Consider the following 14,955-nt stretch of genomic DNA (forward strand, 5'->3'; position numbering starts at 1 on the left):
ATGGCCGAGGACACACCGCTGCTCGACGTGGCGGACCTACAGGTCGAACTCATCACCGGGCAGGGCGTGGTGCGCGCGGTCGACGGGGTGACGTTCACCGTCCGCCGGGGCGAGACCGTCACCCTGATCGGCGAGTCGGGGTCGGGGAAGTCGACCACGGCGATGGGCGTGCTGCGACTGCTGCCCGAGGGCCTCGCCGTGCTGTCGGGGAGCGTCCGGATCGCGGGGCGGGACGTCGTGGCCGATCCCGACGCCGCGCGTGCGGTGCGTGGGCGGACGGTGTCGCTGATCCCGCAGGATCCGATGACGGCCCTGAGTCCCGTGCACACGATCGGCCGTCAGCTGGGCGACGCGCTGCGGCTGCGCCACCCGGACCTGACCCGAACCGAGGCCCGGGACAAGGGAGTCGAGCTTCTCGGCCGGGTGCGGATCTCCGAGCCGGAGACCCGTTGGAAGGCGTATCCCCACCAGTTCTCCGGCGGCATGCTGCAGCGCATCCTCATCGCGACCGCGCTCGCCGCCGAACCGGAGCTGCTGGTGGCGGACGAGCCCACCTCCGCGCTGGACGCCACCGTGCAGGCGAGCGTCCTCGATCTGCTGATGGAACTTCAGGAACACACCGGCATCGGGATGTTGATGATCACGCACGACCTCGGGGTGGCACGGCTCGTCTCCGACCGTATCCATGTGATGAAGGACGGGCGGTTCGTCGAGTCGGGCTCCGCCGAGGAGATCGTCGAGCGGCCGGCCGAGCCGTACACCCGCGAGCTGCTCGCCGCCGTGCCGCGCCTCGGCGCGTGGGACGAGGACGGCGACGGCAACGGGCGGATCGAACCCCTGGTGCAGGGAGCAGCGTCATGACCGACAACAGCGCCGTGACCGACGGGACCGCTGACGGGACGACCAGTGGCAGCTCCTCGGCGGCCGGGCCGCTGCTCTCCGTCGAGAAACTCGTCGTCGAGTACGCCACCGCGAAGGGGCCGTTCAAGGCTGTCGACGGGGTCGGCTTCCAGGTGTCGCGCGGGGGTTCGCTCGCCGTGGTCGGCGAGTCCGGCTGCGGAAAATCGACCCTCGCCCGGGCCCTCGTGCGGCTGCTCAAGCCGGTGAGCGGCCGGATCGTCCTGGACGGCACCGACATCGCGGCCCTGCCCGAGCGGCGGCTGCGTCCGCTGCGGCGGCGGGTGCAGATGGTCTTCCAGGATCCGTACGGTTCGCTGGATCCCCATCTCACGGCCCAGCAGATCGTCGCCGAACCGTTGCGGGTGGCCGGAGTCTCCGACAGAGCCCAACGCGCCAGACGTGCGACCGAGTTGATCGACCGGGTCGGCCTGCCGTCCTCGGCCCTGGACCGACGACCGCCCGAGTTCTCCGGCGGCCAGCGCCAGCGCATCGGCATCGCACGGGCCCTCGCCTCCCGGCCCGACCTCCTCGTCTGCGACGAGGCGACGTCCGCCCTCGATGTCTCCGTACAGGCCCAAGTGCTCGATCTGCTGCGGGAGTTGCAGGCGGACACCGGCATCGCCTATCTCGTCATCGCCCACAACCTCGGTGTCGTCCGGGAGATCAGCACCGATGTGGTGGTGATGCGCGCGGGCCGGGTCGTGGAGACAGGACCGACAGCCGCCGTGCTCGCCTCGCCCGCCGACCCGTACACCCGCGCGCTGCGCCGCGCCTCCCTCGACCCGACCACGATCCGAGGTGTGAAGCCCCGGGCCGTTCTGTCTGCCGCGCCCGACACGTCGTCCCCGCCCTCTCCGACCTCCCCGTCTCCTGTGGCTTCTGTGGCTCCCGCTTCTCCTGCTTCATCTGCCTCTCCCGCTTCTCCCACCACACCCGCATCGGAAGGAAACCGCTCGTGACCACCGGCATCACCCTGCCGAACATCCCTGTCCCGCTCTCCCGGCTCGTCCTCGGCACCATGACGTTCGGCGACACCGTGGACACCGCCGGAGCGGCGGCCATGCTCGACGCCGCGCTCGACGCCGGCATCACCGGCGTCGACACGGCCAACGGCTACGCGGGCGGCGAGAGCGAACGCATCCTCGCCGGGCTCCTGCCGGGCCGGCGCGACCGGATCGTCCTGGCGACCAAGGCCGGGATCCCGCATCCCGACCAGGGCGAGCACGCCCCGCTCTCCGCCGCCGGCCTGCGGGCCGCCCTGGAGGGCAGCCTCAAGCGGCTCGGCACCGACTCGGTCGACCTCTTCTACCTCCACCAGCCCGACCGCGCGACACCGATCGCCGAAACCCTCGCCACCGTTGCCGAGTTCGCCGCCGAGGGCAAGATCCGTGCCCTCGGCGTCTCCAACTACGCGGCCTGGCAGATCGCCGAACTCGTGCGCACCGCCGAGGAGGTGGGCGCGCCGCGTCCCGTCGTCGCCCAGCAGCTGCACAATCTGCTCGCACGCCGCATCGAGGAGGAGTACGTCGAGTACGCCGCCGTGAGCGGCTTGCGCACGATGGTCTACAACCCGCTCGGCGGGGGCCTGCTCACCGGTCGGCACCGCTTCGAACAGGCCCCGGAATCAGGGCGGTTCGGGGATTCCCGGGTGGCCGCGATGTACCGGGAGCGCTACTGGGACGAGCGCCTCTTCTCCGCCGTCGACCGGCTCGCCGCCGTCGCGGAAGCCGCCGGCATGCCGCTCACCGACCTCGCGCTGCGCTGGCTCCTGAGCCGCGACTCCACCGACGCGTTGCTGCTCGGCGGGTCGAAGACCGCGCATCTGCTCGCCAACATCGCCGCCGCGCAGGCCGGTCCGCTGCCGGCCGATGTGATGGCGGCCTGTGACGAGGTCGGGGTGGGGTTGCGTGGGCCAATGCCTGCGTACAACCGGTGACCGTCACGCTGTGGTCCCGCTACCGGGCAGCACTCCGGGCGCGGGTCGTTCGTGGCTGGTCGCGCAGTTCCCCGCGCCCCTGAAGGGGCGTCCCCCTCCACAACCGCGAAGCCGCCTGTCGGTCGCCCGAAACGCTTGAACCGTACGAATCCCGAAGGAGCCCTCATGTCCACCCCCTCCCCCGGAACCCCCGCCGCGTTCGCGGCCGCCTTGCGCGCCCGTGAGCCGCTGGTCGGCTACTGGTCCGTCCTCGACTCGCCGGTCTCGACCGAGCGCATCGCCCGTCTCGGCTACGACTATGTGGCGCTGGACGCCCAGCACGGGCTGTTGGAGTACGCGGGCGTGCTGGCCTCCCTGACCGCGATCGACACCAAGGGGTCGACCGCCGTCGGTCTGGTCCGGGTCGAGGCCAACGACCCGATGCCGATCGGCAAGGCGCTGGACGCGGGCGCGGCCGGTGTCATCGTCCCGCTCGTCGACAATGCGCAGGACGCCGCCGCGGCGGTGGCCGCCGTACGCTATCCGCCGCTCGGCAGGCGCTCGTACGGGCCCATGCGTTCGGGCCTGCGCATCGGACCCAACCCCGCCGACGCCCACGCGCAGACCGTGGTCCTCGCGATGATCGAGACTGCCCAGGGCCTCGCCAACGTGGACGAGATCTGCGCGACCGACGGGCTCGACGGGGTCTACATCGGCCCCTCCGACCTGCGCATCGCGCTCGGCGGCGCCACCTCCACCGACCCCGCGATCGCGGACGAGTTCGAGGCCGCGCTGGTCAGGGTGCGGGAGGCCGCCGCGGCTGCCGGGATCGCCGTCGGCGTTCACAACGCGGACGGCGCGAGCGCCGCCAAGCGGCTCGCCGAGGGCTTCACGTATGTCACCGTCGCCTGCGATCTCGTACATCTGGAGCAGGCCGCGGGTCAGCACCTCACCGCCGCGCGTGCCTCGGGGCTGGTCCGATGACGTCGCCGCCGACGCTCGCCGACGGCGTCGTGCACCCGCATCCCACCGAACCCGGCCGCGCCGAGGCCCAGTTGTCGGCGCCGGCCGTGCAGAACCACGCCGCGAACCTCACCGTGCTGCCGGGCGGCGGGCTGGGCTGTGTCTGGTTCGCGGGCACGCAGGAGGGCGTCGCGGACATCTCGGTGTGGTTCTCGCGGCTCGACCCCGATAGTGACGTCTGGTCGACACCTGTGCAGCTGTCGCACGACGACACCCGGTCCGAGCAGAACCCGGTGCTGTCCATCGACCCCGCCGGCGACTGGTGGCTGCTGCACACGGCACAGCGGGCCGGACACCAGGACACCGCCGAGGTACGGCTGCGCGTCAGTCGCGACGAGGGTGTGACGTGGGGCCCGTCCCGGACGCTCTTCGACGGCGGGGTCTTCGTCCGGCAGCCGGTGACCGTGCTGCCCTCGGGCCGTCGGCTGCTCCCCGTCTTCCGCTGCGTCGCCGCGCCGGGCGAGACCTGGTCGGGCGACCGGGACACCAGCTCCGTGATGGTCAGCGACGACGCCGGGACGAGCTGGCGCGAGGTTCCGGTGCCGGGCTCGACCGGACTCGTACACATGAACATCCGCCCGCTGCCGGACAGTTCACTCCTCGCCCTGTTCCGCAGCCGCCGGGCGGACGCCGTGCACCGGAGCGTGTCGTACGACGACGGGGAGAGCTGGACCGAGCCGCGTCCGCTGGACGTGCCTAACAACAACTCCTCCATCCAGTACGTGCCGTTGGCCGACGGCCGGCTCGCCCTCGTGCACAACCACAGCAGCGCCGCGGACGCCGTCGCGCGCCGCGTCTCCCTGTACGACGAGATAGGCGAGGAGGGATTGAGGGAGACCGGGGACCATGAACCCGGTGACGGGGCGGCCGGTGACGACGAACCCACCGCAGCCGCCGCGACAGGAGCCGCCTTCTGGGGCGCACCCCGTGCCCCGCTCACCCTCTCCGTCTCCTCGGACGGCGGGCTGACCTGGCCCGTACGCCGTGACCTGGAGACCGGTGACGGCCACTGCCTCACCAACAACTCCCGCGACGGCCTGAACCGCGAGCTCTCCTACCCGTCCGTCGTCCAGACCCCGGAGGGCACGCTGCACATCGCGTTCACCCGGCACCGCCGCACGATCAAGTACCTCCGCCTGAGCCCGACTTGGACGGACCGGGAGCTCCCCGTATGACGACGACGCTCATCACCACGCCCACCTTCTCCCGCCACTCCCCCGAGCCCTGGCGGATCCTGGAACAGGCGGGCGCGGGCCCGGTGCGCCCGTACGACAACACCGCGTTGCCGGGCAGCGAGCTGCGTGAGCGGATAGCCGAGGTCGACGCGCTGGTGGTCGGCATGGACGCCGTCACCGCCGAGGTCATCGACTCGGCCGACCGGCTCAAGGTCATCGCGAAGCACGGCGTCGGCGTCGACACCATCGACGTGGCCGCCGCGCAGGCCCGAGGCATCCCCGTGGTGTGCGCGCCCGGCAGCAACTCCCGTGCGGTCGCAGAGTTCACCTTCGGGCTCATTTTGGACGCCACCCGCCGCATCACCGCGTCCCACCAGCGGGTGGCGCACGGCGAGTGGCCGAAGCTGTTCGGGCCCGAACTCGCCGGAAGGACCCTGGCCGTGGTGGGCTTCGGCCGCATCGGACGCCTGCTCACCACCTACGCGCTCGCCTTCGGCATGACCGTCCTCGCGCACGATCCGTACGTCGACGACGCGGACATCCGCGCGCTCGATGCCACGCCCGCCCCGCTGGACGACTGCCTGGCCCGTGCCGACGTCGTCAGCCTGCATCTGCCCGCGACGTCCGGCGCGGGCCCGCTCCTGGACCGTCGCCGGCTCGCCGCCATGAAGCCGGGCGCGTTGCTGGTGAACGCCGCCCGGGGCGGGCTCGTCGACGAGGAGGCACTCGCGGCGCTCCTCGTCGAAGGCCACCTGGGCGGAGCCGCGCTCGACGCCTTCGCACACGAGCCGCTCGGCGACAGCCCGCTGCGCACCGCCCCGAACGTCCTGCTCACCTCGCACATGGCGGCATGCAGCCACGAGGCCAACCGCACGATGGGCGCGATGATCGCCGAAGACGTCGTACGGGTCCTCGCGGGCCGGCAACCGCTGCGCGCTGCCCACTGAACCGTCCGTCCTCCCCGAAGCCCCGCAGCGCCCTCCCCTCCCCCGTCCCCGAGTCCGGGCAACGACGCCGGACACCTCGAAGGACCCCGCCATGCCTGAAACGACTGCCCGGACGGCATCCGCCGCCGTCCCGACCGAGCCCGACCCGTACGCCCTGCGCGCCGAGGACGTCCGCGAGGCGCCGACCACCTTCACCGGGCGGCTGCGCCATCTCGGCCCCGGTTTCGTCCTGTCGGCCGCCGTGGTCGGCTCCGGCGAGCTCATCGTGACCACCTCGCTCGGCGCGCGCGCCGGGTTCGTGCTGCTGTGGCTGGTCGTGATCAGCACCGGGGTGAAGGTGTGGGTGCAGATGGAGCTGGCCCGCTGGACGATCCTCAACGGCCGTACCGCGCTTGAGGGTTACCGCGAGGTCGGCCCGCGGATCGGCCCCGTGAGCTGGATCAACTGGCTGTGGATCGGGATGGACTTCGCCAAGATGTTCCAGCGGGGCGGCATCATCGGTGGCACCGCGGCCGCCTGCTCCGTGATGTGGCCGGTCACCGGCGAGGCACTGAGCTACCGCTCGCTCGCGGTGTGGACGGTCGTCGTCACCGCCCTAGCCGTGGTGCTGCTCAGGACGGGCAAGTACAACGTCGTCGAGCAGCTCTGCGTGGCGTCCGTGGTCATCTTCACCGTGGCCACGGTCGCACTGGCTCTCGGGCTTCCGCTGACCGAATTCGGTTACGGGACCGGCGAGTTGGGCGAGGGCTTCAGCTTCCTGATACCCGCGGGCACGGCCGGGGTGGCGCTGGCCATGTTCGGGATCACCGGTGTCGGCGCCGACGAGATGACCACGTACACCTACTGGTGCATCGAGAAGGGCTACGCCCGCTGGACGGGTCCGGACGACGGGACCGAGGAGCGTGCGCGGCGGGCCGAGGGGTGGCTGAAGGTGATGCGGCTGGACGTCGCCGCCGGCTGGCTGGTCTGCACGCTGTGCACCCTCTCGTTCTACGTCATCGGGGCGGCCGTGCTGCATCCGCAGAAACTGGTGCCCGAGGGCAACTCGATGATCACCACACTGTCCCGCATCTACACCGACACGATGGGTCCCTGGGCCGAGTATCTCTTCCTCATCGGTGCGTTCACCGTGCTCTTCTCGACGCTCGTCGGGTCGACGGCCAGTGTGCCGCGGCTGTGGACCAACACGCTCGGGCTTCTCGGAGTGATCGACTGGCACGACGTCCGCGTACGGCGGCGCACGATCCAGATCCTGACCTGGTGCCTGCCGGCGGTGTGGGCGTCGTTCTTCCTGTTCGTGCAGTCGCCGGTGCTGATGGTGCAGATCGGTGGCATCGGCGGCGGTGTCTTCCTGCTCGCCGTGGTGATCGCGGCCTGGCGCCTTCGGTCCACCGGCGTCGAGAAGCGTTTCCGGGGCAGCCCCTGGCTGACCGTGGCACTCGCCGTCAGCAGCGCGGCGATCGTGTTCCTCGGTGTCTACGGCGTCCTGGACGTCTTCGGCATCAGCCTCACGGGATCCTGAGCCGGCCGGTTCCGTACGGAGCAAGGGGCAGGTCGGGCGGCCGGAGTTCCCGATGGCCGCCTCCGACCAGCCGACGGAGAATGGACTGGTCGGCGCGCGGCGGCCGTGCCCCTCGGCAGGTCGCGGGAGAGAGGTGAGCGGCGATGACCGACCTCCTGGGCTCGCTGCCCGACCACCACAGACGGCTGCTGCGTGACGCGCCTCCCGGTGTGGAACTGGCCTCCCGGCCGATGCTCGCCACGCTGAGCGACCGGCGCGACTTCCCCGGCGAGTGGCTCTTCGAGCGGAAGCTGGACGGGGTCCGGGTCCTGGCGGTCCGGGAGAACGGGCGGACGCTGCTCCTCTCCCGCGCCGGCAATCGCCTCAACGACACCTACCCCGAGATCGTCGAGGCGCTCGCCGCGCAGTCGTGCACGGACTTCACCGTCGACGGCGAGATCGTCGCGTTCTCCCGCGGCCGTACCGACTTCTCCCGCCTCCAGCAGCGCATGGGGCTCACCCGGCGCCGGGACATCGAGGCGAGCGGGGTCGCCGTGACGTACTACGTGTTCGATGTGCTCCGTCTGGAGGGCGCGGACCTGACACGGCTGCCGTTGCGCACGCGCAAGTCTTTGCTCCGACGGACTCTGATGTACCGCACGCCGCTGCGCATGACCACGCATCGCAACGAGGGCGGGGCCGAGTTGCTGGCCGATGCGTGCGCCCGGGGCTGGGAGGGGCTGATCGCGAAACGGGCGAAGAGCCTTTACCAGCCCCGCCGTTCACCGGACTGGCTCAAGCTGAAGTGTTCCCGGGCCCAGGAGTTCGTGATCGGCGGCTTCACCGAAGGGGGCGGCACCCGGGCCGGGTTTGGCGCACTGCTGCTCGGCCACTACGAGGCGGACCGGCTGCGGTACGCGGGCAAGGTGGGCACGGGCTTCGACCGCCGTACGCTCCTGGGACTGCGCGAGGTTCTCGACGAACTCCGCGTCCCCGCATCGCCGTTCGGCGACCGGGTGCGCGAGGCGGGCGCCCACTGGGTGGAGCCGAGACTGGTCGCGCAGATCGCGTTCACGGAGTGGACCCGGGACGGCATGCTGCGGCATCCACGGTTCCTGGGGCTGCGCGACGACAAGGCGGCACGGGACATCGTGCGCGAGCGGCCTTCCGCCTGAGCGGCCCGGGGGCGGCGGAGCGGCGGGACGCCCCCGCCAGGCGCGGAGCCGAAGCCCTGTGCGGCCGTCCGGGGGCGTACCAACGCGTGGGGTCCTGCGGCCTACCGCTCGGACTTCTTGACGCGCTCGGAGGCCTTCGCGGCGAGTTCCTGGGCACGGCCCGTCATCTGCTCACCCCGGCCCTCGTTCGCCATGGGCATGTCGCCCATGGCCCGGCCGGCGGTCTCCTTCATCTTGCCCTTCATCTGCTTGGCCTTGCCCTTTGACTTACCCATGGTTTTCCGTCCTTCGATGAGGGTTGGACTGGCGTAACCACCCTGCGCCCGACACCCGCCCTTCGCAATCCGTGAGCGATCCGTCACTGTGCGTATTCCGATGGATTCGGGGTAGGCATCGAGCTGGCATGCGCCCGGTCGAGTGGTGACGATGGACTGGAACCACGGAGTCCCGCGGTGGAGCGACGACGAGAGACCGTGCAGGAGTTCCGACCTCGGAGGGGAACGAATGACCTCGGACGCCGGCTCGAAGGCGAATGAGCCGGGGCGCGACCTGCCCGACCAGACCGCGCTCGACCAGACCGCGCTCGACCAGGACGCGCCCGACGAGGACGCGCCCCGGATCGCCGAACTGCAGGAGGAGATCGGCCAGTTGAAGGAGGCCGTGACCTCTCACGCCGTCGTGGACCAGGCGATCGGCATGATGGTGGCACTCGGGCGGGTGACGCCCGAGGACGGCTGGGCCGTGCTTCGTGAAGTGTCCCAGCACACCAACATCAAACTGCGGAACGTCGCGGAGATGATCCTTGTCTGGGGACAGAAGGGCGATCTCCCGCCGGATGTCCGAGCCACGCTGGAAGACACTCTCGACCGCTATGGGCCCACATCGCTTCCGGAAGATTCACCGCCACTGCGATGAGGGTGTTTTATTCAGCGCGCACTGGTTAGTTCGAGAGGTGGCAGTTCACTGGCAAACCGCTCCCGGGAGGGTTCGGCAGTGAGCTCGCCACTCAGCCGCCCGGCCCGGGAAGTCCCGTGACGGGCGGTTGACTCATCCCCTCCGCCTTCAGCCGCCGCCACGGCTTCCGCGAGGGCCTCGTCGCGCACCTTGGCGCAGCAGCCGTTGAGCAGCCGGGAGACGTGCATCTGCGAGATGCCGAGCTGCTCCGCTATACGACTCTGGGTCATACCTCGGAAGAAGCGCAGGTAGAGAATGGTTCGCTCGCGTTCGGGGAGCGCCGCCAGACACGGCTTCACGGCCTCCCGGTCGATGACGAGATCGAATCCGGAGTCGGACTCCCCCAGGGCGTCCCCGAGCGCGTAGCCGTCGTCGCTGCCGGGCAGTTCGGCGTCCAGGGAGAGGGCGGTGAAGCTGTCGAGGGCCTCGAATCCGGCCCGTACGTCGTCCTCGCTCATGTGCGTGTACGCGGCGATCTCGGCGACGGTGGGATTGGCGCCCGGTGTCGTCTGTGACAGCTCCTTCACCGCGGCGCGGACCCGGTTACGCAGGTCCTGGACCCGCCGCGGCACATGGAGGACCCACATGTGGTCGCGGAAGTGGCGCTTGATCTCGCCGGTGATGGTCGGGATCGCATAGCTCTCGAAGGCGTTGCCACGCTCCGGGTCGTAGCGGTCGACGGCCTTGACCAGGCCGAGAGCCGCCACCTGACCGAGATCCTCGACGGACTCGCCGCGCCCCCGGTAGCGCAGGGCGATGCGGCTCGCCATGGGCAGCCAGGCCCGGACCAGCTCGTCACGCAGGGCTTGCCGCTCCGGTCCGTCCGGCAGGGCGGCGAGGCGCACGAAGTCCTCGGCCGAGTCGGGGGCGTCGTCGTGCGGGTGCTGCTTCGTTCTGACGGTGATTCGCATGGTGCGTCGCATCTCCCTCAGAGGGTGCTGACGGGACAGTCACCATGGGAGTGAGCACGCACACGGACCGCTCTGGACACACCCGCGATCTGGCGGAGCCAGCTCCCACGGACGTGCCTCCTGTCCGAAGCACTAACAGTCCCACTTCCCACACCCGGACATTTCAAAACGAAACATCGAATATCGAGGACCAGCCGCGACAATCAATAATCGACCGGTCGCGCAAAGTGACGAACTGGCAAGGTCGCGAAGCGGAGGAGTGAATCGAATCGGCGGGGTACGAATTTCGGCGGAGGTGCCGACGGAGTCGCCTGGAGACACGCTCCCCTGAATTTTCCGCGCGGATATCAAAAGCCGATTCGGAAGGCATGCGACGGTCGCGTCCGGGCCTCGGCGGCCGGACCCCTGTTTCGGCCGGCGACGCCGGGTACTCGCCGGGGATGGACAGAGAAGCAACACAACTGGCCCTTTCCGGCGCGGTGGTGGGCGGAGTCGTGCCGTTCCTGGTGGGCCTCGTCCTCGTCGGCGGACTGATCTGGGCCGTGTGGTGGGGCCGTCGGGTCCGCGCCCAGGAGCCCGGCCCGCCCCGCCCCGAGGAACAGCCCCGGCTGCCCGACTCGGGCCCCGTGGGCGAGGTCCGCGAACGGCGCGACCCCGCCGAGATGCCCCGCGGCGACCATCGGCTGACCTCGCACCGGCTCCCCGGCCACGGAAACAGCCCCACCCGCCGCGCGGCGAAGCAGAAGCCCCCGACCTGGAACGAGAACAACGGCGGAGGCCACGACAGCGGAGGCCCCGGCCGAACCTGAGGCGAACGACGCGCAACGCACATCCGGACCCGGACCTGCCACCTACACACGCACCCGCACCCGCACCCGCACCCGCAGCGGGGCCTGCAGCGGAACGCCAAAAAAGGAGCCCTCTCGCCGGCGGGCATCTGCTTCACTCGGCGCATGCTGAAGATCGGATCCGTGGTGTTGGGTGTAGAGGACGTGCGGCGCGCGACCGCATTCTGGACGGAGGCTCTCGGGTACGTCCCGCGCGAGGAGCCGGAGGACGACTGGGTGGTGCTGGTGCCCCCACAAGGGGCCACCGGCCCCCAACTGGCGCTCGGCCTGAGTGAGACGCCGGTGCAGGAGGTCCCCCGCGTCCATCTGGACCTCTACGCCGGGGACGCGGCGGATCAGGCCGCCGAGGTCGACCGGTTGGTGTCCCTCGGCGCCCAGCCGGTCGACTGGCACCTGTATCCCGAGGACCCGGACTTCGTGGTGCTGGCCGACCCCGACGGAAACCGCTTCTGCGTCATCGACACCAGCCGGGAGTAACATCCACGGCCGCTCGGCCCACGGAACGAGGGGCAGCCGATGGCAGGGACGCCGATTTGTTCAGGCCTGTTACTCAGTCCTGTTGGTCAGTCCTGGTGGATGTCCTGGACGATTCGGTCGACGAACTCCGCGGCCCGCTCCGGCTCCTCCTCGAACCATTTGCCAAGGTGTTCCCGGACGGCCTCCCCCACACAGTTCCGCACCTCGGTGTTGCCCAGCAGCCCGCGCGTGGCGCCGAGGAATTCGGGCTGGTCGAGCTTCACCGCCACGACTGCCCTGAGGCTCCTGCAGATCCGGTCGGCGCGGGGATCCGGGCCCGCTGCCAACAACCCCTGTTGCCGTGCGTACGCGGTGACCGCGGCCGCCACTCCGTCGCGGAAGCCGTCCACGTGCGTGCCACCCTCGTAAGTGGCCCGGCTGTTGGCGAAACCGCGTATCCGTTCCTCGCGGGAGCCGGTCCACAGCAGGGCCACTTCCATCGTCCCCGCCATCCGCGGGTCCTCCCGCTCGAAGCCGATGACGTCCGGTTGGCCGGCCGTCCCGGCCTCCGCTTCGAGGGCGGCCACGAAGTCCCGTACTCCCTCCGGGAACCGGAACGACACCGCCCGGGTCCCGCCCGCCGGGCGCTCGTCGGTCAGCGAGATCCGCAGGCCCCGGTTGAGGAAGGCCACCTGCCGGAATCGCTCCGCCAGCACGGCGAACGAGCACCGTGTTGTCTGGAAGATCTCGCTGTCGGGCCAGAAGGCGATGGTCGTCCCGCTTCCGGTCGCGGATCCCACATCGGCGGGCGGGGCGACCTCGACACCTCGCGCGTACTCGTGGACCCGGCGGCCCCCCTCACACCGCACCTCGGCTGTCAGCCGGCTCGACAGGGCGTTGGCGACGAACAGCCCCGCACGGAATTGGCCCACGTCCGTGATGTGCCGGCCACTGAGCTCGGGCCCGGCGTGGAAGCTCGTCAGCAGCGCTTCCAGGTCAGGGCCGGCTGCGCCCCCGGCGGCCTCGAAGGGACCCCCCGTCCCGTCGTCGGCGACCCGCACGCCGCCGTCGGACGTGAGCGTGACGTCGACGAAGCCGCTGCCGTTGCCGCCGACCAGGACCTGATTCACGGCCCGGCCGACGACCTCGAACACCAGTTGATGCAGACCGCGTTCGCCGGTCGAGCCGACCCACATCCCGGGCCGTTTCCGGACGGCTTCCCGCCCCTCGAGCACCTCGATCCGGGCAGCGTCGTACCCCGTGTCTTCTCCGCTCACAAAGACCCCTCCCATGGCGTCCGGTAGACCTACCCAGCCTAGGAGAAATCCAGGAAAACACCAGGTCAGAGCGGTTTCACCGAGGCCGCGGACGGGCGGATGACGGCCCGCCCGGAAACGGTCGACTCAGGGCCCGCGCACCACGCCCTGAACGCGCCGGAGGGGCCACCGAAGCCGCGTACGACCCCGTTCCGCGCGCCTCTGAGCCCCTCAATTCCAATACGTGGGAAAGCCACTTGGAGCACGACGAGCCAAAGGGAACGTACCGCGGCCAACGCCGCGTCAGCCGACCATGTCGAAGTGGGCCCGGGCCCGGTCGAAGTGGCGGCCGGCCAGGTCGTCCCGGCGAATCACCCAGTGGACGACGCCCAGATCACCCTCGGTCACGCCGTCACCCCCGACCTCCGCGAGCATCACCCAGTCGCCCGGGCCGTGGTCGTGGTCCGTGAGGGGATCCGAGTTCCAGACCCAGGGGAAGCCGCCTATCTGCACCGGCCCGTCCGTCGTCATCTCGCCGCAGGTCTTCCACCACACTGAACCCAGCTCGCCGCCGTGCGGGAACTCCTCGGTGTCCGAACCGCGGTTGGGCAGCGAGGGTTTGATCGTCAGATGCAGGTCCCGGGCCGGCCGGACCTCCGGCAGCCACTCGCAGGCGGACTCGCGTTCGGAGACGGGCGTGCCGACCGGGACGTACACGAGCCGGTGCCAGTCGTCGCCGCTCCACGGGTCCTCCGTGTCGGCGAAGAACAGCAGCGTGCCGTCCTCGGGCAGCAGGAGGTCCGTGGTGCCCGGTGGGACGGCCGCGAGGTCGACCGAGGCGAGGAACGGCAGGTCCGGAACGGGCTCGTCATTCGGCATCGGCGGCAATCCGCCGAGCCGTCCGGCGAGCGAGCCTTCCGGCGGGCCGGCGAGAGGCGCCTCAGCGGCGAGGCCCAGCATCGCGCTGCGACGGGCGGTGTCGAGCCACCGCTCGACCTCGTCCTCGGGTAAACCACGGCTGCGGGCTTCGTTTCGGAACGGATCCATCGATGTCATTCGCAGAGTATGCCAGCGCCGCTCACGCCCCCTCCCGCGACGAAGTGGACCGGTCGCGGGCCCCGCAGGCCGACGCCGCTCCGGCCCAACCGGCAGACACCGGCGACGTGTTGGGGTCGGTCGCAGCAGCGTGGGCACGAAGCCCGGTCGCTTCGTCACTTCGTCACTTCGTCACTTCGTCACTTCACGAAGCGGTACTTCAGGTGGGTGGCCAGGGGCGTGCCGACCACGCTGACCGGCTCAAGGCGCCGCCCGGCGCCCAGCCCCTCGAAGAGCCGCAGTCCCTCTCCGAGGAGCGCGGGCACCACGTGCAGCTGCAGCTCGTCGATGAGCCCCTCCTTGAGGTACTGCTGCACCGTGCTCGCCCCGCCCGCGATGTCGACGTTCCGATCGCCCGCGGCTGCCTTCGCCTGGTCGAGCGCGCTGTGGATACCGTCGGTGACGAACATGAAGGTGGTGCCGCCCTCCTTGACGAGGGTCGGGCGGGGCCGATGGGTGAGGACGAAGACCGGGGCGCGGAACGGTGGGTTGTCGCCCCAGAACTCCTCGCCGGTGTCGTACATCATCCTGCCCATGACCACCGCTCCGGTGGCGTCGAACCACTCGCGCATCAGCTCGGAGTCGCGGTTCTCCTCCCCGCCGGTCATGCCCTGGCGCTCCCGCCAGCTCGCCAGGTTGTGGATCCATTCGAAGAGCGGCTCGGCGCCGTCGCCTCCCGGGTTGTCGATGGCGACGTTGGCGCCGGCGATGTAGCCGTCGAGGGAGATGGCCATATCCGCGGTCACGGTCACGATGGGTGCTCCTGAGTCCTGGAGGTGCTGCCTTCACCCTTGCGTCG

At 70.6% G+C, this 14,955-nt stretch carries 15 protein-coding genes and 1 pseudogene; 11 read left to right on the forward strand and 5 right to left on the reverse strand.

Going from position 1 to position 14,955, the window contains the following annotated elements; translation table 11 throughout:
* From ACN20J_RS04615 to ligD, 8 genes are all read left to right on the forward strand, one after another.
* Complete coding sequence (locus tag ACN20J_RS04615; RefSeq protein ID WP_361913722.1) at positions 1–861, forward strand: ABC transporter ATP-binding protein; 861 nt, start codon at positions 1–3, stop codon at positions 859–861.
* The gene (locus ACN20J_RS04620; protein WP_419665304.1) at positions 858–1,859 is read left to right on the forward strand and encodes an ATP-binding cassette domain-containing protein; all 1,002 of its coding nucleotides are present in this window, start codon (positions 858–860) and stop codon (positions 1,857–1,859) included. Before ACN20J_RS04615 ends, ACN20J_RS04620 begins: the two co-directional genes overlap by 4 nt.
* Complete coding sequence (locus tag ACN20J_RS04625) at positions 1,856–2,836, forward strand: aldo/keto reductase (protein WP_214665949.1); 981 nt, start codon at positions 1,856–1,858, stop codon at positions 2,834–2,836. Before ACN20J_RS04620 ends, ACN20J_RS04625 begins: the two co-directional genes overlap by 4 nt.
* Before the next feature lie 165 nt (positions 2,837–3,001).
* Positions 3,002–3,799, forward strand: coding sequence for an HpcH/HpaI aldolase family protein (locus tag ACN20J_RS04630; RefSeq protein WP_189839155.1), 798 nt, complete (start codon positions 3,002–3,004; stop codon positions 3,797–3,799).
* Positions 3,796–5,013: a sialidase family protein gene (locus ACN20J_RS04635; RefSeq protein ID WP_419665305.1), complete on the forward strand. Its 1,218-nt coding sequence runs from the start codon at positions 3,796–3,798 to the stop codon at positions 5,011–5,013. The genes ACN20J_RS04630 and ACN20J_RS04635 overlap by 4 nt, the downstream gene beginning before the upstream one ends.
* Positions 5,010–5,960 (forward strand): phosphoglycerate dehydrogenase, encoded by a 951-nt coding sequence (locus ACN20J_RS04640; RefSeq protein ID WP_419665306.1) that lies wholly within the window; start codon positions 5,010–5,012, stop codon positions 5,958–5,960. The genes ACN20J_RS04635 and ACN20J_RS04640 overlap by 4 nt, the downstream gene beginning before the upstream one ends.
* 91 nt (positions 5,961–6,051) lie before the next feature.
* Positions 6,052–7,482 carry an Nramp family divalent metal transporter gene (locus tag ACN20J_RS04645; protein WP_361891781.1) on the forward strand — a complete coding sequence of 477 codons (1,431 nt, stop codon included), beginning with the start codon at positions 6,052–6,054 and terminating at the stop codon, positions 7,480–7,482.
* Positions 7,483–7,625: 143 nt separating this feature from the next.
* Positions 7,626–8,636, forward strand: a complete 1,011-nt coding sequence (gene ligD / locus ACN20J_RS04650; protein WP_419665307.1) for a non-homologous end-joining DNA ligase — start codon at positions 7,626–7,628, stop codon at positions 8,634–8,636.
* 101 nt (positions 8,637–8,737) lie between these two features.
* Here the strand turns inward: ligD and ACN20J_RS04655 are convergent, their stop codons facing one another.
* Complete coding sequence (locus ACN20J_RS04655; RefSeq protein ID WP_189839150.1) at positions 8,738–8,911, reverse strand: CsbD family protein; 174 nt, start codon at positions 8,909–8,911, stop codon at positions 8,738–8,740.
* A gap of 343 nt (positions 8,912–9,254) precedes the next feature.
* Here ACN20J_RS04655 and ACN20J_RS04660 point away from each other — a divergent pair, with 343 nt between their 5' ends.
* A complete protein-coding gene (locus ACN20J_RS04660) occupies positions 9,255–9,551 on the forward strand; it encodes an ANTAR domain-containing protein (protein ID WP_246575112.1) in 297 nt (98 codons plus the stop codon).
* Positions 9,552–9,712: 161 nt separating this feature from the next.
* On the opposite strand, the pseudogene ACN20J_RS04665 reads toward ACN20J_RS04660, so the two are convergent.
* Positions 9,713–10,501: pseudogene (locus ACN20J_RS04665) on the reverse strand (RNA polymerase sigma factor SigF); the annotation flags it as partial.
* A gap of 440 nt (positions 10,502–10,941) precedes the next feature.
* On the opposite strand from ACN20J_RS04665, the gene ACN20J_RS04670 reads away from it, so the two are divergent.
* Together ACN20J_RS04670 and ACN20J_RS04675 are read left to right on the forward strand one after the other, a co-directional pair.
* A complete protein-coding gene (locus tag ACN20J_RS04670) occupies positions 10,942–11,310 on the forward strand; it encodes a DUF6479 family protein (RefSeq protein ID WP_189839147.1) in 369 nt (122 codons plus the stop codon).
* Between the two features lie 144 nt (positions 11,311–11,454).
* Positions 11,455–11,826, forward strand: coding sequence for a VOC family protein (locus tag ACN20J_RS04675; RefSeq protein ID WP_419665308.1), 372 nt, complete (start codon positions 11,455–11,457; stop codon positions 11,824–11,826).
* A gap of 86 nt (positions 11,827–11,912) precedes the next feature.
* Here ACN20J_RS04675 and ACN20J_RS04680 read toward each other — a convergent pair whose 3' ends face one another.
* The 3 genes from ACN20J_RS04680 to ACN20J_RS04690 all read right to left on the reverse strand — a co-directional run bounded on the left by ACN20J_RS04680 (position 11,913) and on the right by ACN20J_RS04690 (position 14,908).
* Positions 11,913–13,082: a DNA gyrase subunit B gene (locus ACN20J_RS04680; protein WP_419665309.1), complete on the reverse strand. Its 1,170-nt coding sequence runs from the start codon at positions 13,080–13,082 to the stop codon at positions 11,913–11,915.
* A gap of 282 nt (positions 13,083–13,364) precedes the next feature.
* On the reverse strand, positions 13,365–14,117 hold the full coding sequence (locus ACN20J_RS04685) for a DUF1963 domain-containing protein (RefSeq protein WP_419665310.1): 753 nt from the start codon (positions 14,115–14,117) through the stop codon (positions 13,365–13,367).
* A 179-nt stretch (positions 14,118–14,296) separates the two neighbouring features.
* Positions 14,297–14,908 (reverse strand): dihydrofolate reductase family protein, encoded by a 612-nt coding sequence (locus ACN20J_RS04690; RefSeq protein ID WP_419665311.1) that lies wholly within the window; start codon positions 14,906–14,908, stop codon positions 14,297–14,299.
* Positions 14,909–14,955 lie beyond the last annotated feature (47 nt).

It is taken from the genome of Streptomyces sp. 2-1 (assembly GCF_048564895.1).
GTDB classification, from domain to species: domain Bacteria; phylum Actinomycetota; class Actinomycetes; order Streptomycetales; family Streptomycetaceae; genus Streptomyces; species Streptomyces phaeochromogenes.

Bases quoted from the DNA above. Each gene is read 5' to 3' on its own strand.
- ACN20J_RS04630 (WP_189839155.1), top strand. From the start codon at position 3,002: ATGTCCACCCCCTCCCCCGGAACCCCCGCCGCGTTCGCGGCCGCCTTG.
- ACN20J_RS04685 (WP_419665310.1), bottom strand. From the start codon at position 14,117: ATGACATCGATGGATCCGTTCCGAAACGAAGCCCGCAGCCGTGGTTTA.
- ACN20J_RS04640 (WP_419665306.1), top strand. From the start codon at position 5,010: ATGACGACGACGCTCATCACCACGCCCACCTTCTCCCGCCACTCCCCC.
- ACN20J_RS04655 (WP_189839150.1), bottom strand. From the start codon at position 8,911: ATGGGTAAGTCAAAGGGCAAGGCCAAGCAGATGAAGGGCAAGATGAAG.
- ACN20J_RS04645 (WP_361891781.1), top strand. From the start codon at position 6,052: ATGCCTGAAACGACTGCCCGGACGGCATCCGCCGCCGTCCCGACCGAG.
- ACN20J_RS04670 (WP_189839147.1), top strand. From the start codon at position 10,942: ATGGACAGAGAAGCAACACAACTGGCCCTTTCCGGCGCGGTGGTGGGC.
- ACN20J_RS04615 (WP_361913722.1), top strand. From the start codon at position 1: ATGGCCGAGGACACACCGCTGCTCGACGTGGCGGACCTACAGGTCGAA.
- ligD (WP_419665307.1), top strand. From the start codon at position 7,626: ATGACCGACCTCCTGGGCTCGCTGCCCGACCACCACAGACGGCTGCTG.
- ACN20J_RS04675 (WP_419665308.1), top strand. From the start codon at position 11,455: ATGCTGAAGATCGGATCCGTGGTGTTGGGTGTAGAGGACGTGCGGCGC.
- ACN20J_RS04635 (WP_419665305.1), top strand. From the start codon at position 3,796: ATGACGTCGCCGCCGACGCTCGCCGACGGCGTCGTGCACCCGCATCCC.
- ACN20J_RS04620 (WP_419665304.1), top strand. From the start codon at position 858: ATGACCGACAACAGCGCCGTGACCGACGGGACCGCTGACGGGACGACC.